This is a genomic window from Salinibacter sp. (genome assembly GCF_042218895.1).
Lineage (GTDB): Bacteria > Bacteroidota > Rhodothermia > Rhodothermales > Salinibacteraceae > Salinibacter.
The window spans coordinates 1-24,611 of the sequence record NZ_JBDGQQ010000017.1; the positions used below are offsets into that span (position 1 = coordinate 1).

General features: G+C 62.7%; 18 protein-coding genes and 1 riboswitch. Of the genes, 5 read left to right on the forward strand and 13 right to left on the reverse strand.

Annotated features, from left to right (window positions below; translation table 11 throughout):
• A partial coding sequence (locus ABEL04_RS01855; RefSeq protein ID WP_375800673.1) for a DEAD/DEAH box helicase family protein occupies positions 1–904 on the reverse strand: 904 nt, incomplete at its 3' end.
• A gap of 310 nt (positions 905–1,214) precedes the next feature.
• Between ABEL04_RS01855 and ABEL04_RS01860 the strand changes: the two genes are divergently transcribed.
• The gene (locus ABEL04_RS01860; RefSeq protein WP_375800674.1) at positions 1,215–1,571 is read left to right on the forward strand and encodes a hypothetical protein; all 357 of its coding nucleotides are present in this window, start codon (positions 1,215–1,217) and stop codon (positions 1,569–1,571) included.
• Between the two features lie 39 nt (positions 1,572–1,610).
• Here the strand turns inward: ABEL04_RS01860 and ABEL04_RS01865 are convergent, their stop codons facing one another.
• The 8 genes from ABEL04_RS01865 to ABEL04_RS01900 form a co-directional block, all read right to left on the reverse strand.
• The gene (locus tag ABEL04_RS01865) at positions 1,611–3,479 is read right to left on the reverse strand and encodes an FG-GAP repeat domain-containing protein (protein ID WP_375800675.1); all 1,869 of its coding nucleotides are present in this window, start codon (positions 3,477–3,479) and stop codon (positions 1,611–1,613) included.
• A 44-nt stretch (positions 3,480–3,523) separates the two neighbouring features.
• Positions 3,524–4,615, reverse strand: coding sequence for a YncE family protein (locus tag ABEL04_RS01870; protein ID WP_375800676.1), 1,092 nt, complete (start codon positions 4,613–4,615; stop codon positions 3,524–3,526).
• Between the two features lie 98 nt (positions 4,616–4,713).
• Positions 4,714–7,119, reverse strand: a complete 2,406-nt coding sequence (locus tag ABEL04_RS01875) for a choice-of-anchor B family protein (RefSeq protein WP_375800677.1) — start codon at positions 7,117–7,119, stop codon at positions 4,714–4,716.
• Positions 7,120–7,631: 512 nt separating this feature from the next.
• Positions 7,632–8,477: an acetyl-CoA carboxylase, carboxyltransferase subunit beta gene (gene accD / locus ABEL04_RS01880; protein WP_375800678.1), complete on the reverse strand. Its 846-nt coding sequence runs from the start codon at positions 8,475–8,477 to the stop codon at positions 7,632–7,634.
• Between the two features lie 126 nt (positions 8,478–8,603).
• Positions 8,604–9,308 (reverse strand): tRNA (adenosine(37)-N6)-threonylcarbamoyltransferase complex dimerization subunit type 1 TsaB, encoded by a 705-nt coding sequence (tsaB, locus tag ABEL04_RS01885; RefSeq protein ID WP_375800679.1) that lies wholly within the window; start codon positions 9,306–9,308, stop codon positions 8,604–8,606.
• Between the two features lie 41 nt (positions 9,309–9,349).
• Complete coding sequence (locus tag ABEL04_RS01890) at positions 9,350–10,114, reverse strand: 3-oxoacyl-ACP reductase (RefSeq protein ID WP_375800680.1); 765 nt, start codon at positions 10,112–10,114, stop codon at positions 9,350–9,352.
• Positions 10,115–10,183: 69 nt separating this feature from the next.
• A riboswitch (TPP riboswitch) is annotated at positions 10,184–10,281 on the reverse strand.
• 67 nt (positions 10,282–10,348) lie between these two features.
• A complete protein-coding gene (locus ABEL04_RS01895; protein WP_375800681.1) occupies positions 10,349–10,975 on the reverse strand; it encodes a DUF1684 domain-containing protein in 627 nt (208 codons plus the stop codon).
• Between the two features lie 59 nt (positions 10,976–11,034).
• Positions 11,035–11,529 (reverse strand): DUF411 domain-containing protein, encoded by a 495-nt coding sequence (locus ABEL04_RS01900; RefSeq protein WP_375800682.1) that lies wholly within the window; start codon positions 11,527–11,529, stop codon positions 11,035–11,037.
• A gap of 442 nt (positions 11,530–11,971) precedes the next feature.
• Here ABEL04_RS01900 and ABEL04_RS01905 point away from each other — a divergent pair, with 442 nt between their 5' ends.
• Together ABEL04_RS01905 and ABEL04_RS01910 are read left to right on the forward strand one after the other, a co-directional pair.
• The gene (locus ABEL04_RS01905) at positions 11,972–14,092 is read left to right on the forward strand and encodes an elongation factor G (protein ID WP_375800683.1); all 2,121 of its coding nucleotides are present in this window, start codon (positions 11,972–11,974) and stop codon (positions 14,090–14,092) included.
• A gap of 782 nt (positions 14,093–14,874) precedes the next feature.
• The gene (locus tag ABEL04_RS01910) at positions 14,875–16,383 is read left to right on the forward strand and encodes a glycosyltransferase (RefSeq protein WP_375800684.1); all 1,509 of its coding nucleotides are present in this window, start codon (positions 14,875–14,877) and stop codon (positions 16,381–16,383) included.
• Between the two features lie 85 nt (positions 16,384–16,468).
• Here the strand turns inward: ABEL04_RS01910 and ABEL04_RS01915 are convergent, their stop codons facing one another.
• Together ABEL04_RS01915 and rpoN are read right to left on the reverse strand one after the other, a co-directional pair.
• Positions 16,469–17,977, reverse strand: coding sequence for an aminotransferase class V-fold PLP-dependent enzyme (locus tag ABEL04_RS01915; RefSeq protein WP_375800685.1), 1,509 nt, complete (start codon positions 17,975–17,977; stop codon positions 16,469–16,471).
• A 215-nt stretch (positions 17,978–18,192) separates the two neighbouring features.
• A complete protein-coding gene (gene rpoN, locus ABEL04_RS01920) occupies positions 18,193–19,695 on the reverse strand; it encodes an RNA polymerase factor sigma-54 (RefSeq protein WP_375800686.1) in 1,503 nt (500 codons plus the stop codon).
• Positions 19,696–19,979: 284 nt separating this feature from the next.
• Between rpoN and ruvB the strand changes: the two genes are divergently transcribed.
• Entirely contained in the window at positions 19,980–21,011 is a 1,032-nt protein-coding gene (gene ruvB / locus ABEL04_RS01925) for a Holliday junction branch migration DNA helicase RuvB (protein ID WP_375800687.1), read from the forward strand.
• A 25-nt stretch (positions 21,012–21,036) separates the two neighbouring features.
• On the opposite strand, the gene ABEL04_RS01930 is transcribed toward ruvB, so the two are convergent.
• Together ABEL04_RS01930 and ABEL04_RS01935 are read right to left on the reverse strand one after the other, a co-directional pair.
• Entirely contained in the window at positions 21,037–22,839 is a 1,803-nt protein-coding gene (locus tag ABEL04_RS01930; RefSeq protein WP_375800688.1) for an ATP-binding protein, read from the reverse strand.
• A 210-nt stretch (positions 22,840–23,049) separates the two neighbouring features.
• Positions 23,050–23,475 carry a methylglyoxal synthase gene (locus ABEL04_RS01935; RefSeq protein WP_375800689.1) on the reverse strand — a complete coding sequence of 142 codons (426 nt, stop codon included), beginning with the start codon at positions 23,473–23,475 and terminating at the stop codon, positions 23,050–23,052.
• 190 nt (positions 23,476–23,665) lie between these two features.
• Here ABEL04_RS01935 and fdxA point away from each other — a divergent pair, with 190 nt between their 5' ends.
• Positions 23,666–24,010: a ferredoxin FdxA gene (gene fdxA, locus ABEL04_RS01940; protein ID WP_375800690.1), complete on the forward strand. Its 345-nt coding sequence runs from the start codon at positions 23,666–23,668 to the stop codon at positions 24,008–24,010.
• Positions 24,011–24,611: the final 601 nt, after the last annotated feature.

The window sequence follows — 24,611 nt, forward strand, 5'->3', positions numbered from 1 at the left end:
TGTCGAACATGGTGCGCTGCTCCAGGCGCTGGGCCTCCACCATCTTGCCCTCTTCCCGGAGTACCGCCAGCCGCCAGCGGAGCTCCTCCTTGATGTTCTCGATGGCCGCCTCGAGCCGGTCTTCGGACGTGACGAAGATCTGAGCCGGGTAGAGCGTGTAGTCCGCAACCTCGTCGATCTCGCGACCGCTCTCGGGCTCAAAGAGGCTGAGGCGATCAATTTCGTCTCCCCAGAACTCGATGCGAAGGGCCTGCTCTTCGTGGTAGGCCGGGAAGATGTCCACCACATCGCCCCGGACGCGGAACGTGCCGGGCTCGAATTCGACATCGTTGCGCGTGTAGAAGAGATCAACGAACCGGCGCAGTAGATCATTACGCTCGATTTCTTGCCCCCGCTCGAGCCGTACGATCTCCCTTCGAAACTCTGCGGGCGAGCCAAGGCCGTAGATGCAGGAGACACTCGCCACGACGATTGCGTCGTCGCGTCCACTTATCAGCTCAGAGGTGGCCCGGAGCCGGAGTCGTTCAATGCGGTCATTGATGGCCACGTCCTTCTCGATGTACGTGTCCGAAGGGACGATGTACGACTCTGGCTGGTAGTAGTCGTAGTAGGAGATGAAGTACTCGACGGCGTTGTGGGGGAAAAACTGCTTGAGCTCCCCGTAGAGCTGTGCCGCCAACGTCTTGTTGTGGCTCATGACGAGGGTCGGTTTGTTCACCTCCTCGATGACGTTGGCGATGGTAAACGTTTTCCCGGTGCCTGTCGCCCCCAGCAGGGTTTGGTACGCGTCTCCTCGTTCCACACCCTCAACGAGCTCCCCGATGGCCTTGGGTTGGTCTCCCATCGGCTCAAAGTCGGAGACAAGCTGGAACTGATCCTCCGGTTCGACTGCGGTCTCGGCCATGTTCTTGTGTAAGCAACAGACTTGTGGAAGTGCGGTGTTGTTTTTCGAACAGGTCTTGCTGGATCGGGTTGCGCCCAAACGGTAACAGAATGAAGGGAGGTCGCCCGCCGGTGCGCTGAAGCCTTCCGTCCGCGGTGCAGAGGGCCGGGTCCTGGTTTTCAGGGTCCACTCCGAATCTTTACCACTTTCTGACACAAGACTCCCGGCGCATTGCTATCTTCTGGAAGCGCTTCCAGAAATAAAGTGATTGGTGTACCTAGGATCTCTTCATCTCAGACCGTTTTCCTCTTTCACCTTCAACTCTTCCTGCATGGCTTCTTCGACTGCGCCTTCCTCTCAGTTCGACGCACCTGACTTCGACTCCGAAGCGGACGACACCTTTCCCTCAGCACAGCTACCTCTGAGGCAACCTGTCGCGGACGTTGAGGAGGCCGTCCGCACGCTTGAGGGATATCCACCGGACGAGTTGCGGCGGGCCCGGAAGCACCACCGCCGGGCTCTCGAAGCCCTGCGTGACAACGCGTACAATGCCCTTTCCGGCGACACCCGAAAACGGCTCGTCCGGCGATTTCGCACGAACCTCCGGATCCTGAACAAAGCCCTCGATGCGGCCGACGATTCAGACGCGGACCGTACGGTGGGTTCGTCGCCCCAGTCCACCTCCTAACCTGTTCTTCATCGGGGGCTCACCTGGTTCCGGTAGATTTTAGTCGGCCCTCCCCTGCGCCACCGGCACAGGCTTCCCCTCAGGCCGACGAGACTGAAAGAGCACGAGTCCGCCGCGCTGTCCTCCCATAACGAGTTCTGGTTTCCCGTCCCCATTCAGATCCCCTAGCGCGGGGGTCGGCCGCCGCGGAACGCCTTTTAGATCGATTGTCGTAGGGGCGCCGAAGGCGGGGGCCTTCGAGGTCCCCTGGTTTTGGAGAAGCACCAGTTCGTCTTTGGTCCCGAGGAGGAGATCCAGCGTTCCGTCCCCGTCGGCATCGTGCAGGGCGGGCGCCGCCCGACTGTCGATCGTCGCGAGCGTGTCGGCTTCCTGGGAGAAGTCAGGGGCCGAGGCCGTTCCCGCGTTCCGGTAAAGGGCGACAGTACCACTGGCGGTGCCCACAACAAGGTCCAGCACCCCGTCGCCTGTGAGATCACCGAGGGCCGGAACAATGCTGCTGCCGTCCGGAGACGGTCCGATGACTTCGTCGGCTGCGGTGAACGTTCCGTCCCCCTGGTTCTCGTAGTAGGAGAGCGTGCCCTGCCACGTCCCCACGACCAGATCGGCGGAGCCGTCGCCCGTGAGATCGCCGAGGGCTGGCGCGTAACGGTACGCGTTGGGAAGATCGAGCGGGGCTCTCTTGCGGAGCTTTGACGGTCCCGACGTACGGGCGTGGTGGAACGGGTACACAAGAGAGGTTTTCCCCTGATCGGGGTCAATTTTGTTCGCCACCAGAGCGTCGGTGGTCTCGTCTCCGTCGAGATCCCCAAGCGCAACTGTGCTTTCGCTCCCCACGTCGATCCCTCCGACGAACTGGCGAGTACGGAGCTGGTACCCCTCGGCCGTGTGCTCGTAGAAATAAAAGTTGTCGGCAAGGCTGGAATTGGAGTTGCTAGACCCGCCGAGAACTCCGACGAACAGATCGATCCGACCGTTTCCGGTCCAGTCCGTCAGGGCAGGAGCGTTGTAGCCGCTCGTTTTCAGCGGGTTGTCGGGGGGGAACCGTACAGGCCGACTACTCAGGACGGGATTGCTGCAGGAGCCGGTGTTTTCAATAAGAAGAAGGCCCGGCTCGAAGAAGTCGCCCCAGAAGAGATCGGAATCCCCGTCATCATCCACGTCAGCGAATGTGAGCGTGTTGGCCCCATGAAGGGAAGGCCCTTTCTTTCCGGCCCCCCCGACGATCTTGATCCCTTCAAACTGCTCAGTCACAAGCGCAAACTCAGGCATGCCGGCGGAGTCCTCCGCGGCCTCGTAGCGCGTAATGGTTCCGTCGAGCCGTCCTAGGAACAGATCCAGCTTGCCGTTGCAACCGAGGTCTGTGACGTTGGGGATATTTTGCCGGTCAGAGAAAATGGGTTCCCCGGATGGCGTCCGCAGAGTGTCGGTGAAGAGCGTAAACTCTGGAGACGTGGAGGTCCCCACGTTCTGGTAGACGCGGATGTAGCTGTACGGTTGTTCAGTCAGGAGGTCCGGCACGCCGTCCTGGTCGAGATCGGCGAACCGGTACCACTCGCCAATTTCCAGGTCTCGGTAGTGGTCGGTCCGCCAGACCAGATGTGAAGTGTCTCCCCGGGCGACCCGCTCAAAAAACGTGAGCCGGCCGGGCCGTTCCTGCACGAAGAGGTCGGTGTCTCCGTCTCCGTCGATGTCCACGAACTGTGGACGCGGCGTGTTGAATCCCCCGTAGAACGGGTTCGAGATTGGGGTTCCCCCTTTGTCTAGCACCAGAACGGACGGCGCTACAACCCGCTGGTACGCCTCAGGAAACGACGGGGGGGAGTCCTGTTTGGTCTCGGAGGAGGCGGCACAGCCTGTGAGAACAGTCCCAAGGACACAGGCGATGGCTACATGAAGAGCACGGGGCATGAGCGTGAGGCGTCAGAATCGGGAGGGTGCGGATTTGCCTGCGGTCACGGCGAACCGTCTTCCCCGTCCGATCCGGCCATAGTCACCTGCTGCCCCCCGTAGGTCCCGATGCCGGTGGGGTACTTGCCAACCTCGATGATTTTCACAATCTCATTCGTGTCGGTGTCGATGACCGTCACGACCCCATTCTTACCGCTCGGTTCATGGGATCCTTCTCGGTTGTTGTTGGACACGAAGAGGAACTCGCCGTCGGCCGTAAGGACCGTGCCGTGGGGCTGAGCGAGACCATCCCCCCGGATCGTGGCCTGCACTGACGGGTCGCTCACGTCAACCACGCTGATGGAATTCGACATCTTGTTGGGAACGTACGCGAGGCCACTGTTACGATCGATGACGGGGTGCCAGGGCTGCTTCCCCACGTCGAGCGTGTCGATCACCGAGAGGGACGGAGCATTCGTTGCGTCGAACACAAGGAGTTGACCCGTCTTCTGCCCTCCGGCGATGAGCCGTGACCCATCCGGCGTCATCGCAAACTGGACAGGAGTCTGCGTGGTGCCGCCCAGCCGAGTGAGTTTCGTCTCACGGGTCTGCGTGTTGATGCCCATGAGCTGGTTCGTCGCCAGACTGGCGATGAAGGTGTAGTTGCCGTTCGGCTTCACAGCCAGCGGGTGAGGACGGGGGAAAAAGGTGTTGACCCGCTTCATGACCTCCATGGTCGAGCGATCAATCATGCCCAGGCTCTTCGGCGGATTTACGGCACTCATCGACCGGCCCGCGTACAGAACCTTCTTCTTCGGAGCAAGCGAGAGGAGTCCCGGCACCTCAAAGTTGTTCAGCCGGTCGACGATCTTGTTGTTCGAGTTAAACTTGAGAATCGTGTTCGCCCCAATCAGGGTGACGTACCAGTGGCTCCCATCCGGCTCGGCCACGACGTGGTGGGGCTTTGCGTTTTCGGAAAAGCCCCGCTCTTTGAGGTCGACCGTGGTCTCGAGAGTTTTCGACGTCATGTCGATAATCGAGACCGTGGCCTCCCCCTGGTTGCACACGTACAACTTTGGACTCGGCGCCTGGCCTGCGGCCGGAATGCCCCAGAGCAAAAGTGCCAGAAGAACGAGGGACGAGAGGAATCGACGCATAGAGAGATCTAAGACTTATTCGGCTCAGCATGCGTGGTCGGTACGAGGGAATCTTCCTTCGTGTCGCCTGCCCGCAAGAGGGCACCACTGCGGGCAGACTACAGCTCCTGCTTCAAGTTTGGCTTCTCCAGCACAAACAGGCCCTCCCCGATGCTTGAAACCACGACAATTCCATTGTCGAAGAACGGATAGTTGCTCCATGTGCCCTGGAAACCGGGGCTATTCTTTCCATACGGCTGCGTGTCGAAGTGAGCCACCTCCTTGGGCTTCGTCGGGTTGCTGATATCCAGGACGCGCAGCCCACTCTTGTAGTTCGACTGATACATCGTGGTGCCCTCCACGTAGAGGTTGTGGTCCGTCGACTTCGGAGAGAGCATAAGCTGATTCGCGAGCTTCGGGTTGTCGAGGTCTTTCAAGTCCCACACCAGCGTCCGGGTGTGCTTGGCCTTGCCCTGGATCTCGTCGAGCTCGTCGTTCTGGTAGAAGTAGCGCTGGTCCGGCCCGAACCAGCCCTGGTGGACGTAGCCGTAATCCGGGTAGGAGCCGGTCGAGATCGCGTAGGTGCTGTCCTTGTTCGTCACGTCCGCGATACTGATCGCCGTCTCGTTAGACCCGACGCAGATCTCGCGGCCCTGATACTCCGAATCCGGCCCGTTGTACATCACACACTGCGCGTCATGGGTGTATCCGGTGCCGGAGCGGCCGGTCGACGGGTCCGCGAAGCAGCCCGCGAAGGTGGGGTTCATTGGGTCTTGGATGTTGATCATGTGGAGGCCTCCCCCGCAGGTCTTGCCCCCACCACTGCTGCCGACCGCGTAGGCGTATCCACTCTTCTTGTTGATGACAACGTTGTGGACACTGTTGACCTTGTCGTAGAAGGCGTCCCGTTCGAACGTAACCGGCATCTCGCTCTTCTTTACATCCCGAAGACGGGTCAGGTCAAAGACCTGCATGCCGTGATCGCCCGCATTGTCGGCGACGACGAAGGCGTGGTTCTCGTACACCTTGATATCGCGCCAGGAATTGACGCGGGCCCCGTCGGTCAGGGGGAGTTCGCCAACGTACACGGGATTCGTTGGGTCACTCACGTCGACAAACGCGGTGCCATCGGTGCGGCCCACAAGGGCGTACTCGGTGCCGGTCTTCGGGTCGGTCCAGCCCCAGATGTCGTTGAGGTTGATGCCGCGCTCCCCGCCGATCCTGTCGATCGGGAGAAACGCCTTCAAATCAACTTTCTTGCAGGAGAACTGAGCGACTTTCCCATCCTCGCACCCCTTCTCCTCTCCGGTCATGGCGCTGAGGACGTCGCCGGTGGTCGGGGCAATCGGCTCGGTCTGGGTCCAGTCGCCAGCATCAAGCGAGTAGATGCCCATCGTGCCGGCTCCGTGATCATCCCCTGGAAGGCCAGCGGCCACGATCGATTCGCTGCCGGCCAGCGTGGCACCAAACAGGTTGCCGGCGTCCGCCTTGGGATGCGAGACCTTTTCGACGCCGCTCCACGTGCTGTCGGTGCGGCTGTAGCGGTAGAGGACCCCGGTTTGATCGGAAGCGCCCGGTGCCCCCACCCAAAGGTCCGATCCATCGTAGGCAAAGGCGACCCCAAACAGGTGCCGGGACGTGCCGTCGAACGGAAGCAGACGACCGCTGATCGTCCACGTCTGTTTCTGTGCGTCGTTCTTCATGCCAAGCGACAGGCTGTACGCCGCCCCAGTCGCGCCGTAGGCCCGGGGGGCTCCAACAAGGACAGACTCGCCTACCTTCTGAATCGAACTGCCGAACCGGGCACTCTTGCTCAGTCCCTCAGGAGTAACGGTCTGCTTCTCCGTCCATCCCTCGCTCCCAGCGTGAAACACCACGACGGCGCCGCTCTTGTGCTTCGGGGCCGTCACGAACAAATGGTCGCCCGAGGCGAGCAGGGCACTCGCGAAGCCCGCGTCCGAACCTACTTTTTCGCTTCGGAGCACCGTGGCCTCCTGCCACTGTCCGTTCTGCTGTTCAAAGACGTGTACGGCACCGGAGGTGAGAGTGTCGCCTTCGGTCATCGAGACCGTCGCCCCCGTGCCCACAAAGAGCCGGTTTTCGGTGAGGACGACACTCTTCCCAAAGCTGGACGTGCTGTCGGGCGACGTCAGACGGGCGACCTGCGTCCATCCGTCCGCCTTGTTCCGGAAGAGGTAGGCGGCGTTCGCCGAGGGGGCACCCACGACGAGGTGCTTGCCCATCGCATCGAGGGAGGTCCCAAAGCCGTCGCCGACCGTTCCGCCGTCGGCTTCCAGGTAGGTGGATTCCGTCCAGGCGCCTCCGTCTTTTCCGTAGACGTAGACCCGTCCGGGAGTGTGGACATTTTGCGGCTCACCGACGAACACGCGGTTCGCACTTGCGTCGAGTGCACGACTGAAGCCGTTCAACTGGGCACCAGGGCCCATCGGGGTGGTCTGGGCACCGGCGGAACCGCACCAGACGAAGAGACCGAGCACAAAGCTGAGGAATATAAGTCGTCTCATGAGAAATTGGGTCAAGCTATCCAGGGGAGCGAGGATTAAATCACGAAAGCGACATCCCACTATAGCTGCGTGCGGCCTTGGAGTTTCAACCCACCGGGTCCCCAACCACGCAAATATTTCTCCTCTTTCAATTCTGTGTGATGCTCCTGGCGGTGTCGGGTGGACGGAAGTACCTCCTAGCCGGAGTCCTGTACCTCGGAGCGCCCAAGACCTCGGAGCGCCCAAGACAGCACGTCGTCTACGCTGGGAACGCCCCTCCCGAACTCTAACCTCGATCTCGCACTCTACTCCTCCTGCGTCTCGGTGTGGATATGTTGCGCGTTCGCTCTCGTAGCGAGACCAGGGCTGTTTTCGGCAAATACAAGGAGATTGGGGAGAGCGTGCGTTAGCTCCGGGACCGGATCCTCCCTTGGAAGAATGCCCAGGGCATGCGCTCGCCCTGGTCGAAAGCGAGAAATGCACCAGCCTCCAGGGCATTCTGACGCTTCCGGGGCTCCAATTTCACGCCGGTGCTACTCCATCAGAAGATTGAGGAGGCGGATGACACGGCGGCGCATGCGGCGGCGGTCCACGATCATGTCCACGAACCCATGCTCCTTCAGAAACTCCGACCGCTGGAAGCCCTCCGGCAGGTCGGATCCGATCGTTTCGCGGATCACGCGGGGTCCGGCAAATCCAATGAGCGCGTCCGGCTCCGCGATATGAATGTCGCCGAGCATGGCGAAGGACGCCGTCACGCCCCCTGTGGTGGGGTGTGTGAGCACCGAGATGAACGGCAGGCCCGCCTCGTCGAGCCTGGTGAGGTGCGCACTCGTCTTGGCCATCTGCATGAGGCTGAGCGCTCCCTCCATCATGCGGGCCCCGCCGCTCTGAGCAATGGTGATGAGCGGCATCTCCTGCGTATACGCCCGCTTGATGGCCCGCGCCACGATCTCCCCGACCACCGAGCCCATCGACCCGCCGATGAAACTGAAATCCATCCCCGCCATCGACACCGGGTGTCCTCCGATGCGGCCGGTGGCGGCCTGCGCGGCCTCGTTCTGCCCCGTTTCCTCCACTGCACTCTCCAGCCGCTGCGTGTAGGACTTCCGGTCCTCAAAGTCAAGCGCGTCCACCGATCGGAGGTCGGTGTCGTGCAGGTCGTAGTTGCCGTCATCGAAGAGGAAATCAAAGTACTGGTGGCTGTCCATGCCGAAGTGATACCCCGAGCCGGGAAACACGAGCAGGTTGTCCTCCAACTCGCGGCGGTTGACGATTTCGCCCGTCTCCGGACACTTTACCCACTGACCTTCCGGCATCTCATTTTGCTCTTCGCGTTTCGTTCGGATGCCAGCCTTCTCACGGCGAAACCAGGGCATAGCAGTATCGAGTGGCAAGTGTGCAGGAAGTACGCAGGGTAAGAGCGTCAGACGGGCCGTAGCGCCTTCCTGACGCGTGTTCACATCTGGGGGAAGATCGTAAATCCCGGCCGCAAAGTCCAAATCCTACGCGAAGGGGGAGGGGGCGGGGGTGGCGTGCACGTCCTTCACGTACAGTGGCTCGAACGTCCCCACGTCGTCCGGTCCCTCCACGGCGAGGCGGCGGCGCCCCCGGTGGGCGACCCAGGAGGCCGACGGGGTCACCTCCTCTGGCGGCACGAGGGTGTGTCGGGCCTCAACCGTCGCAAGCACGTCTTTGGCCGTCGGAGCACCGTCCCCGACGAGCCACAGCCGGCCCTCGATGTCCCCAATCCAGTCGGGAAGCGCCTCCACCGGCAACGCCTTCGTCGGGGCCTGTTCGACGATCCCGTCCGTCGTGATCCGGTAGGCCCCGGCGTAGACCTCTTCTCGCCGGGCGTCGAGCATCGCACAGACCACATCGCCGGGGGCCGCGACTGGGGCCAGTTGCGCCGCGTAGGCCGCCAGCGTGGGCACGCCCACGAGCGCGGCGTCGGCGGCCAGCGCCCAGCCCTTCGCCGTACTTGCCCCGATGCGCAGTCCCGTGTACGAGCCCGGCCCCATCGAGACGGCCACTGCGTCGAGTTCGTCCGACGACACGCCGGCGTGACCCAGGGTGTCCTCCACGAGCGGCGTCAGGCGCTTGGAGTGCACGCGGGGCCGGTACAGGTGGGCCTCTGCGACCACCGCGTCGTCGCGGAGGACGGCCACGCCGCAGGTCGAGGTCGCGGTTTCGAGGGCGAGCAAGAGCAAGGACGAAAGGGTCTGTGTGAACGGAGAAGTCGACTTCAGGCTTACTGCATGACGCGCCCACCGTCCACGACCAGGTTCTGTCCGGTGATGGCCCGGGCCCGCGGCGAGGCAAACAACAGCACGGCGTCGGCCATCTCCTCCGGCGTCGTGACAGTGCCACGGGGGGTGTTCTGCTCGATAATCTCGAAGACCGCGTCTGGGGTGGCGGCACTGGCGTCCGTCTCGTCAAGCAGCCCTCCGGAGACGAGGTTCGCCGTAATTCCTTCTTCGCCCAGCTCCTGGGCAACGTTCCGCACGAACCCGAGGAGGGCCGCTTTTCCGGTCGTGTAGTCGTGGTAGGCGACCGCCGGGTCCTGGACGAGGTTGGAGCTGATGCCGATGAAGCGCCCCTCCCGCGCCGAACGCATGCCGGGCAGACAGGCCTTCAGCAGGTGGAGCGCCCCCTTCACGGACCCGTCGAGTTGGGCCTGGTAGTCGTCCCACCCAATCGTGTCGATGGTTTCTCGATTCTCGGGGTCGAAGCGATAGTCGATGAGCGCGTTGTGGACCGCCGTAGTGACCGGGGCCCCAAAGTGGTCGGCAGCCGTATCGACCATTGTCTGTACGGCGTCGGGGGAGCGCACGTCGGCCTGCACGGGAAGGGCCCGGTCGCCAATGTCGGCGGCTACGGCCTCGGCATGGTCCGGACTTTGGAAGTAGTTCACGACGACCCGAGCACCTTCCCGCCCAAAGGCCCGGGCGATGGTGGCCCCGAGCCCGCGGCTGGCCCCGGTGATGACGACGACCTGACGATCAAGAGCGATCATGGTGTGCGGTACACTGGCTTCTGAAAAAACAATGCGAAGCCAGGGGGCACCTCGCCCCTGCACACCAATCTTGGAGTGCCAAGACGCTTCCTGCGCCGGTACGAGCCGGATCAGGTTCGGAGGGTGTTTCTCAGCCCACACATAGGCAGGCACCCCTGGCCGTTACGGAAAATTGCGTGCATCAACGTACCCGCTCCGACCCGCACAGTCAACTCCCCGAGAGGCAGCTCCGGGCTACGACGCGGGCCCGCCCCGAAACATTGGCCGCCGCTCCCCCGCCGGTACGGGCGCGTCAATACGATTTTCAGGGGGCGGCAAGGGACAGGCGAACTCCGGATTGTAGGCACAGGTGGGATTGTACGCTCGGTTGAAGTCGACCACGACCGAGTCTGTGTCCGTCCCCACGGGCTTCAGGTCTACGTAGCGCCCTCCCTCGTATGTCGTTCGCCCGTTCGTGGAATCGGCAAAGGGAATCCAGAGCCGTCCCCGCTGCTCCTCGCCCTCCCCCCGAAACACGATTAGTCTCGTCGGTCCATCCGGGAGGGGTACGGTAACGTGTCCTACTTGCACCTGAGGTCGGAGTCCGCCGGTACTCTCGGCGACCATGACCGTATCCGGAGAGGGGGATTGTCGCAGGGGCACGACATAGCGGTAGGTGCGATCGACCTTGTAGAAGTCGAGTCCACGGAACGCATCCCGCCGGCCCGGCGGCACGACGCTTTCTTTCTCTCGCATGCGCATGTCGCGCTGCACGCGCTTCTGTAAAACCGTCTGCCTGTAGCTGTGGGTCGAGTCGTCTTGTCCACACGCCAGAACAACAGCCCCAGTGAGCATGAGCGCCACGACTCGGAGTCGCCTCATGAGGCCACCATCTGTCTTGTGAATGAAGAAGGCGTCCGCGAAGCAGAATCGGTTGCCTCCTACCGACGACCGTACTGGGCAAAGACGCTTGTGTCGCCCGCCGCGGTGAAGGCAAGCACCTCGTAGGGCTCTCTCCGCCCTCCCCGTTCCATCCCGGGGGACCCCACCGGCATGCCCGGCACACTGAGGCCCCGAACCTCTGGGGTCTCACGCAAGAGACGCTTCACGTCCTGGGCTGGCACGTGCCCCTCCACCACGTACCCGTCCACCACGGCGGTGTGACACGCTGCCAGCGGCGAGGGCACGCCTACCTGCTTCTTCACGGGCTGCACGTTGACCCGCGACTCCACCTCGACGGAGAATCCCTGCTCGCGCATGTGCGTCACCCATTCCGAACAGCAGTTGCACGTCGGACTCTTGTAGACAGTTACTGTAGACTCGGAGGCCGACGATGAGGGCCCCAACCAGAAGTACCCCCCTAGCCCCGCGAGCGCCAGAAGGGTCCCGAGGACGAAGGCCTTCGCGTGGGACTGGTACGAAGGAAAGACGGCCATGGAAGTCGGGGGGTGACAGTGCGGTAGGAACGAAAGGGCCAAACCCCCATCCGTGATTCTGTGTTTCGGTTCGGGAGCGGAACTCACCGGGAATGGACCGGGAGGCGTCCGGTTGCCCATCTGTGTCTACGTCCGTCCAGGAGTCCCCACAGCGGCCCCAGCCCTGAAATTCTGCCTTCGGCGAACATCCGCCCCGTTTCTTTCTTTTCAAGATTCTACGCCGGCCATTTTCACCCGCAGAAGGCTCAACAGACCGGCACAGCGGCCGCCAGGATGTTCTCTGCCTTCGCGCTGCGGCGCGTCCTTGTGGTAGTCACGCTCCCTTCTTCTTGATTCCGGCTTCTTTGTGCGTGAACTTAGAGGGGATAGCGGATGCCCTGTGCAGCGTCCGAGGCCGCGACCCAGTTTCCGAGTTCTCGCCCACCAACTCCCTGGAGAGCTGATGACCGTTACCGACGCCGATCAAATTCGAAACGTCGTCTTGGTAGGCCATCAAGGCAGCGGCAAGACTGCACTGTCCGAGGCCATGCTTCACACGAGTGGGGCCCTCTCCCGAGTCGGGTCCGTGCCCGAGGGAACGACGACGAGCGACCACCGCGAGAGCGAGAAGGAGCGGCAGATGTCGATCTTTGCGACGCTGCTCCACGCTGAGTGGAACGATCAGAAGATCAACATCCTCGACACTCCTGGGTACCCCGATTTTGCGAGCGAGGTCATCGCCTCCATGCGGGTAGCCGACACCGCTCTGTACGTGCTGGACGCGCGGTCGGGGGTGCAGGTCGGTACGGAGATGGCCTGGTCGTACGGCGAGCAGACCGACACCCCGTCCCTATTCGTGGTAAATCAAGTCGACCAGTCGGACATTGACTTCCGCGGCATCATCGATGAGGTGGAGGACCGGTTCGGACGAGGGGCAGCGGTCGTGCAGTTTCCGGCGGGGGAGGACTCTCGATCCCTCATCGACGTGCTTCGGATGCAGCAGCTGTACTACCCTGAGGGCGAGACCGAACCGGAGGTGCAGCCGATTGACGGCGCGTACGAAGAGGAGGCCCAGGAGCGTCGCGAGACGTTGGTTGAAGACATTGCTGCCAGCGACGACACCCTCATGGAGACCTACTTTGAACAGGGAGAACTGACCGAGGACCAGATGCGAAACGGTCTCCGCCTAGCCATGATCGAACGAGAACTGTTCCCCGTTTTCGTCAGCAGTGCCACCGCCGAGGTTGGGGTTTCTCGACTCATGGACTTCATCAGCGGGGTGTGCCCCTCGCCCGCGAGCCGGTTGGTCGAGACGGAGGAGGGGCGGGAGCTGAGGGCCGATCCGGACGACGACCCGGTCGCGTTCGTCTACCGCACGATGGCCCAGGAGCACGTCGGGGAGTATTCGTACGTCCGCGTTTTCGACGGCACGATCGAGTCGGGCCAGGACCTTGAAAACGCGTCCACCGGCTCGACCGAGCGGATCGGTCAGATGTACGAGCTCAACGGCGAAGAGCGCAACAACATTCCTCGCCTCGTGGCCGGCGACCTTGGGGCCCTGGTGAAGCTGGAAGACACCGGGACCAACGACACGCTTCGAGCCCCGGGCTCGGACACCGTCATCCCTCCCATCGAGTTTCCCGATCCCCGCTACCGCATGGCTGTTCGCCCCGTGGAGGAGGGTCAGGAGGATAAGCTTGCGCAGGGCCTTCACCAGATCACGGACGAGGACCCGTCGCTCGTTTTCAACCACGACTCGCTTCTCAATCAGCTCACACTGAGCGGCCTGGGCGAGACGCACCTCCAGATCGCGAAGTCGCGGCTGGAGCGGCAGGCGGGCGTCGAGGTCGAGTTCATGCGGCCACGCATTTCGTACCGGGAGACAATCCAGAGGCGGGCCACGGCCGAGCACCGTCACAAGAAGCAGTCGGGCGGGGCTGGCGAGTTCGCGGACATCTCCATGCTCGTGGAGCCCTTGGACGGGGAATTCCACCCGCCGGACTACGTTGACGTTCGGGGCGAGGAGATGATCGAAACGGATTGGGGTGCACAGGTGCACTACGTCGACGCCATCGTTGGCGGCGTCATCGACATGAACAAGTTTTTCTCGTCCATCCAAAAAGGAACGCTCAACACGATGGAGGAGGGTCCCGTGGCCGGCTTTCCCGTCGGCGACGTGCGAATCGTGATCTACGACGGGGGCATGCACCCGGTCGACTCGAACGAGGCGGCCTTCAAGCGGGCCTCGTTCGCCTGCTTCCGGAAGGCCTTCCAGAAGGCCGACCCGGTCCTGCTGGAACCCATCCATTCCGTCACCATCACCACCCCCGACGACTTCACAGGCGACATTATCAGCGACCTGAACACGCGCCGCGGCCGTGTGCAGGGCATCGACACGCAAGGGCCCTTTCAGAAAATTACTGCTGAGGTCCCCGAGGCAGAGCTTCATCAGTATTCGACGACGCTCCGGTCCCTGACCCAGGGCCGGGGCATACACCAGACCCAGTTCAGCCATTACGAAGCGATGCCGAGCAATGTGCAGGAGGAGGTTGTGGAAGCAGAGACCGCCGAGGTGGCAGCGTAGGGCTCGCTGCTTCTACCGAAGCCTGTCAGGAGCCCTTCGGCCGGGCGTGCCCTCCCCCGATCAATTCTTGAAATGCCGATCGATCTCTGTTCGCGCCCACCTCGAGATCTGGAGTGACGGATGAGGCACGGGCGCGTAGTCGTCTCTGAAAGTGGACAAAGCGCGTTTGAACTGCGGTCTCCCGGGTTGCTCTGCTCCTGCTTGGCCCCTCCTTTTCTGATTTCTGTAACCTTTCGTCCTATGCGGGTGGATGTCTTAATTTGATCCCGTGTGTCCTTCCGTCTATCCTTGTATGGGATCTTTCAGAACGCCTCGGCCCTGAGAGCAGAGACCAGAACCCCTACCTCTGCTCACGAGAAATTCGCCTCGTTCCGCCCGTTACAAGCGTAGTCGGCCCGACGTGTGAAACACTTGGCCCGAAAGTTGCGAGATGACCCTGTGCCCTGCAGGTCGTCCGTTTCGGTCAACAAGTGCAACCTGTAAGCTAGAAGCCTCCTGCTCCAATTTTCTCCCAACTCGTCTCTGGAGCCTGGAAAGGCGACCCATTTCGGTGCTCCAATCCAACTACGACGGACGGGGAGAAAGAAGCGAAAAGGGGCTCCGGAGACGCAAGTCCCCCGGCTGGGCGGACCTTATTGTCGAGTGCAGACAATACTCCCGATCTTGTTGATTCTCATCTGATGCTCCCTTTTCCCTTCCTGTAGGCTGTTTTCACGTCTGCGTAGGGGATTACAGCCATCGCGAACAGACTTCGCTAACCCACCCGAATCGAACTTTCGTTTATGATCACTATCGTCGACGTCGAGACGGAACGCACCCTTGACGACTACGCGGCCCACGCGTCGCTCAAGCGCCCCGTCGAGGACCTGCGGGCCGTGGCACAGAAGTGCGCCGACCGCCTCGAGGACCGAACCGTATGGATGGTTAATTCAACCGCTCAGGGGGGTGGAGTGGCCGAAATGCTCCCTAAGGTGGTCTCCATGCTGCGCGAGCTGGGCGTGTCTACCGAGTGGGCCGTCATCGTGAGCGAGAAGGATCGCTTCTTCCAGCTTACAAAGCGCATCCACAATCTCATTCATGGAACGGGCACCCCGCACCTGAGCAACGAAGACCGAGAGCTGTATCGGTCGGTCAGTCGGAAGATGGCCGACGGGCTGGCCCGGCGAGTTGACCCCGGCGATCCGGTCGTAGTGCACGACCCACAACCGCTGGGGACCGGGGCGCTCCTCAAGCAGGAGATGGACGTTCCGGCCCTCTGGCGGTGCCACATCGGTCTCGACGAGAGCAACGCCGCCACCGAAACCGCATGGGAGTTCCTGAAGCCATGGGCGGAGGCGTACGACGAGACAATTTTTTCCCTCCGCGAGTACCTGCCCGAGTTTCTCAAGGACCGGTCGGACCTCATTCAGCCGGCCATCAATCCCCTGAGTCCGAAGAACCGGCAGCTCTCCGTAACCGAACTGACAGATGTCCTGCGCCGGTCTCGGCTGGCAGAGTCGGCGCACCCGACGGTTGACGGCGACTTTGCCCCGCCCGCCATGCGGCTGCAGCGCGACGGGTCCTTCGCCCCTGCGACCCGCCCCGAAGACCTTGGTCTCATGCAGCGGCCCATCGTCACACAAATCTCTCGGTGGGACCGCCTGAAGGGCTTTGCCCCGCTTCTTCAGGGATTTGCCCGGATGAAGGAGCCAAGCTTTTTCGACCGCAACGCCACTTCCGAACGCGATCGGCGCCGCCTCTCCCTCACCCGTCTGGTTCTTGCCGGTCCCGATCCGGAGTCCGTATCGGACGATCCGGAGGGCCAGGAGGTCTTCAACGAAATCTGTAGCCAGTGGCACGATCTCCCCCCCGAGATCCAGCGCGACGTGGCCATCATCACACTGCCCATGACGTCGCGCCGCATCAACGCGCTGATGGTGAACGCCCTGCAGCGATGCTCCTCCATCATCGCTCAAAACTCGCTGCAGGAGGGCTTCGGACTTACCGTCACGGAGGCCATGTGGAAACGGCGACCGGTGCTGGGAACGCACGCTGCGGGCCTCCGCGAGCAGGTCAAGGACGGGGTCCACGGTCGGCTCACGCCTCAGGCCGAGGACCCGGAGGGCATCGCCCACACAATCCACGAGATGATGAATGCCGCCGAGGAGCGGAAGCGGTGGGCCCGCAACGCCCGCCGCCGCGTGTCGGAACGCTATCTCGTGTTCACGCAGGTCCGCCGCTGGTTGGAGGTGCTAGCCCAGGCGGTAGATCGACAGGAAGCAGTGTCGGTAGATGGGCAGAGTACGGCGTAGACGCCACGGGCCGTATAGCCCCCCGAGGCCATGGTTTCGGGGGCATCCAGGCTCGGAGATCCGGACTGGTCCCGACCCGGAACGATCAAGCGGATTGCAGCCAGGCGTCGACCTCCTTCTCAAGCGAAAAGGCCCGCGCCGGCTCGAAGTCAAAGTTCCGGTGAACCCAGTCGCCGCTGCCGTCACGGAGGGGGCGGTACCGGCTGCGGTACCAGTCAGGGCGTGCGGCAATGTCGGCGAGCGCATCGGCAGCCGTGTCGACGTCGGCCTTCGTGTTGTAAAGCCCGAACGACACGCGCACCATGCCGGGCTGGGCCTCGGGACTGCACGCCGCGTCGGACGTCGCATCCCCGTTGGTGCTCGTCCGGCCGAGTAGCTTACGAACAAACGGCTGCGCGCAGAAGCACTCGTTGCGCACGGCCACTCCAAAGTAATCGTTGAGCGCGGCGGTGACGAGGCCGTGGGGCAGAGCGTCGAGGTTGAACGTGATGACCCCGATGCGGTCGGCCACCTCGAGGCGGTGCGACCCGTAGATCTTGAGCCCGTCGATGGCCTCGAAGCGCTCCAGTGCGTACTGCGTGAGCTCGCGCTCGTCGTCCTCAACGAGGTCCATTCCGATGCGCCCAAGCAGGTAGAGCGTGGTGGCGAGCCGGAAGGCCCCCGGCAGGTTGGGTGTGCCCGCTTCCTCCCGCTCCGGCAATGCGTCCGTGATCTCGTAGCGGTCCGTTTCGACCCGGTCCACGATGCCCCCGCCAACCGCCTGCGGCTCAAGGCCCTCAAACAGGTCCTTTCGGGCGACGACGACCCCCGGACTGCCCGGTGCGTAGATTTTGTGGCCGCTCATGCAGAGCACGTCGATGGCCTCGTCGTCGCCGCCCTGCACGCTGAGAGGGAGGTGCGCGGCGGACTGGGCCGCGTCGACCACGCAGAGGGCTCCCGCCTCGTGGGCGAGCCGCGCGACCTCGTGGACGGGATTGATGACGCCGGTTACGTTCGAGGCGGCCGTCACGGCCACGTAATTGAGCCGGTCGGCATGCTCCTGGATCGCAGCCCGGAGTGCCGTCATGTCTACGCGCCCGGCGTCCCCATCCGGATCCTTCTCCAGCGGGACGTGCACCACCTCCCCCACGTGCTTGCGGTGCGGCAAATCGTTGGCGTGATGCTCCATCAACGTCGTGATCACGAGGTCGCGCTCCGGACGGCGCTCGGCGAGCACCTGGGCCATCCGGTTAAGCCCTCCGGTCACCCCACTGCCGAGAAAAACGGAGGTGTACGCGTCGGACGCGTCCACAAAGTCGTTGACGATCTGGTGCGCGCGGTGATACAGATGCGTCGTGACGTGGGCCCCAAAGTGAAGCTCCGAATGGGTGTTGGCGTAGTGGCGGAGGGCCCGCCGGACGATGTCGTCGGCCACCGTGAGGCGCAGGTTGGAGGCCGCGCTGTCGAGGTACGTCCGGGAGACTGTGGAGCCGTCGGCTAGGGTGTATTCCGTATCGAGCCCCGTGAAGGCTGTGCGTAGCGCCTCCAGGCGCTCCTCGCGTTCGGCCTGTGATCCAAGCGGCTCGATCTGGGGGGCAGGGGCAGTTCCAATCATGGCGGACGGGAAATCAGCGAGGGACGACGTTGCCAATTTGTTGTATTCTCAACAGCAACATACGGCCCAGCGCGGAGAATTTCATTCCGGCCGGCAGCACCGCCACAGGGACTCGTCTGCACGAGAGGAGCGTTCCTGGGGGTCGGACCTTCGGCGCTGACGACTTGGCTCTCCCCCAGCAGAGACCAGCGGCGGTTCGCCCCCGTGCCCCCCTCCTATCCTCCATCGTCCTCTTCCTCCTCAAGCACGATTTCTCGGCGCAGGCGGGCCACCGGAATGCTCAGCTGCTTGCGGTACTTCGATACGGTGCGGCGGGCAATCTTGAAGCCCTTTTCCTCAAGCTTGTCGGCGAGGTCCTGGTCAGACATCGGATCGGTCTTGTCCTCGTTGTCCACGATCCGCTGGAGTTCGGCTTTTACCTCCTTGTTGGACACTTCCTCGCCGTCGACCGTCTCGAGCCCCTCGGAGAAGAAGTACTTGAGCTCGTACACGCCCCACTCAGTCTGAACGTACTTGCCATTCACGACGCGGCTGACTGTGGAGATGTCCATGTCGATAATTTCGGCCACGTCCTTCAAAATCATGGGCTTGAGGTGTCCCTCCCCGTACCGGAAAAAGTCCTCCTGGAGCTGTACGATCGCATCCATCACCAGCGACATGGTGTGGCGGCGCTGATTGATGGAGTCGATAAACCACTGGGCCGAGTCGAACTTGTCCTTGAGGAACTCTTCGGTCTCCTCGTCGACCTCCTTCTCGTCGGATTCTTTCTGGGCCTTGAGTTTTTGGAGCATCTTGCGGTAGTGGCGCGAGATGTGGAGATCGGGCGCGTTTCGGCCGTTGAGGGTGATGACAAACTCCCCATCCACGTGCCGCACCGTGAAGTCGGGGGTAATGTAGTTGGTTTCCTCCGAGAACTCGCCCTCTCCCGGCTTCGGATCGAGCCGCTGACGGATCAAGTCGAACGCCGTCTTCAATTCTTGGTCGTCCACGCCGAGGCGGTTTTCGAGCTTGTCGAAGTGCTTCTTCGTAAACGCCTCGTACTCATCTTCCAGCATCGCAATGGCCGTGTTGCGCCCCTCCACGTCTTCCGGCATGCGGTAGAGCTGAAGGAGCAAGCACTCCTGCAGATCCCGCGCGGCGATGCCCGCCGGATCCAGCGATTGCACCTGGGTCAGCACTTTCTCTACGTCCTCCTCGGTGATTTCAACCCCGTGATTGAAGAGGATGTCGTCGATGATCGAGTCGATCTCCCGTTTCAGGTAGCCGTCCTCGTCGATGGACCCGATGATCTGGTCGGCAATGATGTGCTCGGTGTCGTCCAGGTTCAGGAACGAGAGCTGATCCTGGAGCTGCTCCGCGAGGGTCTGGTCCGCCGGCATGGGCCGATCCCGGTCCTCGTCGTCTCCCTGGTACCCGGGCTTGGCGTTGTAGCCGTACATGTCATCGGTATTGTTGAGAAGATCCTCGACGTCGAACTCCTCGTCGTCCTCGTCGGTCTCCTCCAGCTCGTTCTCCATTTCCTCGGCGGTCGCGTCGAGCTCCTCCTCCTCTCGCTGCTCTTCCTCGCTCGGGCCTTCCTGAAGCAGGGGGTTTTCTTCGAGCTCTTCCTCGATGCGCCGTTCCAGGTCGAAGGTATCCAGCTGCAGCAGCTTGATGTACTGGATCTGCTGGGGCGATAACTTCTGCTGGAGTTCCTGTTTCTGCTGGAGCTCAAGCATATGTCGGCGAAAACGACTTCAATTCACACAGAGAGTGGGAGGTGCAGGCAGTGAGTTCGTGGGGCTTGTCCCGGGCTCAAGCCACCAGGACTACCAATCCCACAAAATTCATTCCGAGGCTTTTACGATGGGCGCAGGGGAATGTTTGTGATTCCTCCCTCGTTTGCGAACCGGCAGGGGCATCCGACTGCCACACAGTGCCCGCACATGAAACCCTCTGTCCCTTCCGTGCTTGAACCATTGCCTCTGCCGGTGTTCTCTTCGAATTCGCCACCGCCCCCCTCATGAGCGACCCTCGATCCAACGCCCTCAGCCCCGAGGCCGACCACTCAGAGACCGACGTCGAAAAGCTGCTTCGCCCGCAGTCGCTCGACGAGTTTGTCGGCCAGGAGAAGATCAAACAGAACCTGAACGTGTTCATGACGGCGGCGCTGCAGCGGGGGGAGACGCTCGATCACGTTTTGCTTTCGGGCCCCCCCGGCCTCGGCAAAACCACCCTCGCCCACATCATCGCCAACGAGATGGGGGCGCGCATCCGCACGTCCAGCGGCCCGGTTCTCGAGAAGCCGGCCGACATCGCGGGCGTGCTCACGAACCTGGAGGAGGGCGATCTGCTGTTCATCGACGAGATTCACCGCCTCAGCCCGGTCGTCGAGGAGTACCTCTATTCGGCGATGGAGGACTACCGCATCGACATCGTAATCGACGCCGGGCCCAACGCCCGTACGGTGCAGATTGACCTACCCTCCTTCACCATGGTGGGGGCCACGACGCGGAAGGGCTTGCTCACCGCTCCTCTCCGCGCCCGCTTCGGGATCGACTTTCGCTACGACTACTACACGGCCGAGCTCCTACAGGCAATCACCCAGCGCTCGGCCCGCATCCTGGGTGTGGAGACGACGGAGGAGGGCGCCTTCGAGATCGCCCGTCGGAGTCGCGGCACGCCCCGTGTGGCCAACCGGCTGCTCCGCCGGACCCGTGACTTCGCGGAGGTGGAGGGGGACGGCCGCATCACGAAAGCCATCGCCGATCGGGCCCTCAACGCGCTGGACGTGGACGAGGAGGGCCTCGACGACATGGACACGCGCATCCTCCTCACCCTCATCGACAACTTCGACGGCGGCCCGACAGGGCTCAAAAACCTGGCCGTATCGGTGGGGGAAGAGTCGGGAACGATCGAGGAGGTCTACGAGCCTTACCTCATCCAGGAGGGTTTCATGGAGCGCACCCCGCAGGGCCGAGTGGCCCTTCAGCGGGCCTATGATCACTTTGATCGAGCCTCGTCGCCCGACCAGGACCTGTTCGACCAGGAGTGACGGGAGCCCTGATCGGAGATTCTGCTCAGGACGACTCAGTTCTGTCCTCGGCGAGCGGCGGCTCAGGGGCGTTCTCACCGGCCGATGCCGGAACAGTGCAGTACACCGCCGTCCCCTCCCCGGGAGTGCTTTCGGCCCAGATTTGGCCGCCGTACTGCTCTACGATCTCTCGGCAGAGCACCAGTCCCAGCCCCGCCCCCTGTTCACCGGCGGTTCCCGGTCGGGACGTTCTCTCGTCCGGCTTGAAGAGCGAGTCGAGCTCATCCTGAGACATCCCGACCCCATCGTCTTGGACGCAGAGGGTAACGGTGTCCGCCTCCCCGGTGGCCCGTACGACCACCCGCCCGCTCTCCTCCGTGAATTTGATGGCATTGGAGAGCAAATTGCGCACCACGGCCTGGAGCAAGGTTGGAGACCCACGCACCATGAGGTCGGACTCGATCTCGCGCTCGATCCGAATCTGCTTCTCCTCGGCGTCCGGCCCGACGTGGTCCAGGGCGGGCTCGACGATCGCTTCGATTCTCTCCCCGGCCGACTCCTCCGGGTCGTCTTCTGCGTACAGCTGCGCCCACTCCAGCAGGCCGTTCAGCAGGGTCTGCGCCCGCTCGATGGACCGGCCGAGACTGCGGCCAAACGTCGCGATCTTGTCCCGCGGCAACGTGTCGGCCTCCGCTTCCACGACCTCCGCCAACCCCCCCGCCGTGCCCACGGCGCCCTGGAGATCGTGGGCGATAATCCCGAAGAGCTGGTCCCGTCGTCGGTTTTGACGCTGCAACAGGTCCGCGTCCGCCGCCAATTGCTGCTGTTTTGAGTGCACGCGGTCGGCCACCCGATGCACCTCCTCATCGATGGAGGCGTCGGGACTGCCTTCCGGCGAGACCGGTTCGCCCCCGCCATCGGTCCCCGCCAGGACGTGCCGCAGCGTATCGACCGTGTGCCGCCGCTCCGAGACGAGTGCTCCGACGACGAGTCCCGTCAGGGCCAGGGCCAGGATGAACAACTGAAGCCCCAGGATCGAGCCCGGCTCGCTTCCCCCTGACAGGAGGATCACGGCACCTAGATTGACGATCAGCACCCCGACCGACGCCCGTGCAAGCCCGTGTCGGAGGGCCATCCAGAGGATGGGGAGGAAGCACAGGTAAAGCAGATAGGGACCCTCAAACAACCGGAAGGCGCCGTACAGACTCAGGACTACGGCGCCGACCTGTCCGCCCAGCTCGAGAAGCGCCCCCCGCGTCCGGGGCCACCGAACATTCAGCCCCCGTGTCCACGACTCCGGAACGGTCCGAACGCCCACGGCCAGGGCCGCGACGAGAAGGGGCGGGGTTAAGGTGAGCATGCCTGCCCAGTCGCCAACTCCCCACTTGAAGGCCGTCGTGTGAAGTGTGTCCAGCGCGTATCCCTCGAGGCCCGTGAGCAAGTAGCTCACGGGCGCCAGCACGCTGTTCCACGTCGCCAGCGCAGCCATGGCCCCGATGAGCCGCACCATGCTTCCGGGCGTGGCCAGGGCTCGTCCGCGCAGTGCACGGCGCAGCGCCCAGGCTACACCGCCGTTTCCTACGGCAATAGCCAGGTTGGGCAGGAGAAGATGCTGTACGGGGATGGCGGGGTCGCTAATCCAGAGGCCGCTGGCCAGGAGGGCCACAAAGATGGCGGGCGTGTACCGCACGCCGAAGATCAGGACGAGCGCGAGGTTCAGCCCAGCGGAGGGATACCACAGACTCACGCCAGGGGCGATCTCGAAAAGCGTAGCCTGCGTATCGAGGACCACGAACAGCGCCCCGTAGCCGAGAAGGACGGCTGCAGTCCGGAGGAAACGACGAGGCAAGAGTGGTACCGGGACTAGTCGAGTTTTGGGCTCGGGAACGACACGTGCAGTACGCAATGAGGGTTTCTTCCCGCCTCATGCCATCCCCAAGACACTCCCGCGGTACCGTTTTTCTCGGGCCGCGAGCTCAGTTCGAAGCCTCTCCTCCACATTGAACTCGCTCCCGCTGCCCCCGGCAAACTTTTTTGGGCTTCGCTCTCCTGAGACCGATTATCCGGAGGACTCCTCTCCCCAATCGACCGAGATCGCCACGTCCTCCACCGTCTCCCGGGCAATGATATAGCGGGCCGTCGCCTCGTTCGTTGCCAGCGGCACGTCGTGCACGTTGCAGGCCCGGAGGAGGGTCTGGATGTCGGGCTCATGGGGGTGCTTGTCGAGGGGATCGACGAAGAACACGACGGCGAAAATGTCCCCCTCCACGATCCGCGCCGCAATCTGCACATCGCCCCCCAGCGGGCCGGAGCGATACCGGTGCACGTCCAGGTCGAGCTGGTCCTGCAGCATCTTGCCCGTCGTGCCGGTAGCCACTAGGCGAAATCGACGGAGGAGTTCGACGTTCTTATGGGCAAACGAGATGAGGTCAGCCTTTTTGCCATCGTGAGCAATCAGGGCGAGGACGGGCGGGGCGTCAGACATGGATCGAGGGATCTGTGAGAACCTTCAGCGCTCGGGCCGGACGAAAAAGCGACTTTGGGAAACAGCCGACAATACTGGAACCGGTCGCCGTGTTCTTAGGAACTGCGATTCAGACGTGAATTACCATCTTATGGGTCTTATCCGGCCCTCGCAACCACACTTTGTCTCGACTCCCTCCGGACTGCTGCTTATGCCCTACGTTGTTGCTGAGCCCTGCATCAACTGCAAGTACATGGACTGCGTCGAGGTGTGCCCTGTCGATTGCTTCTATGAGGGGCCCAATTTTCTGGCCATCCAGCCCGACGAATGCATCGACTGTAATGCATGCGTGCCTGTTTGCCCCGTGGAAGCCATTTATCCGGAGGACCAGTTGCCTGAGAAGTGGGAGCACTACACGCAGTGGAACGAGTACTTGGCCAATCAATGGCGGGATCTCGGATACAACATCACGGAGATGAAAGACCCTCCGGAGGACGCCGAGGAGTGGGAGGACAAGGAGAAGTCCGAAGAAGACATTCTCACGTGGGACGTGTGACGAGCACAGGATCCCAGCCTACAGCACTTGCAGACCGAGCGTCTCCTCCCTCACGTTCCTGACGCCAACGTGGAGAAGATGAAACGCGGGGAGTTCCTTACGGACGAGGACCGCTGGCCCTGGCTGCGAGCGATCCGGGACTTCCTCCACGAACGGCTCTCCGACGGCTCCCCTTCCATCGTGCGCACCCATCCGCCGGGAGCCCCCGCCGCTCACGGCCGCCTCAGAACAGTGCACTGAGGGCCAGCACGACGAGCACGCCCACCGTCCCGACCGGCCGTCTCCATGACCGTTTAGGAGACCGAAGTGTCTGTTTCTCGTCCATTGGAGCCCCGCCACGCATGCCCCATGCACAGAAGGTGGGGGGACGGCCAGCACGAGGGCAGCAACGGGGGCCGTCCCACTACACAGTGATGCGCCGCGTTCGTGCCTACTTCTTTACAGGAGGGTGTTGACACCCCGGGGTGCGGTTTTTGTACTTTAGAATTCCACATGGTTATACATAGAAAGCAGCGTTGACCCGCAAGTCAAGTGGCCCGCTCCCATCCTGATTTCCGATATAGAGCCGTTTTCCTGATCCTGTAGTGCTTTTCCTGCGCGG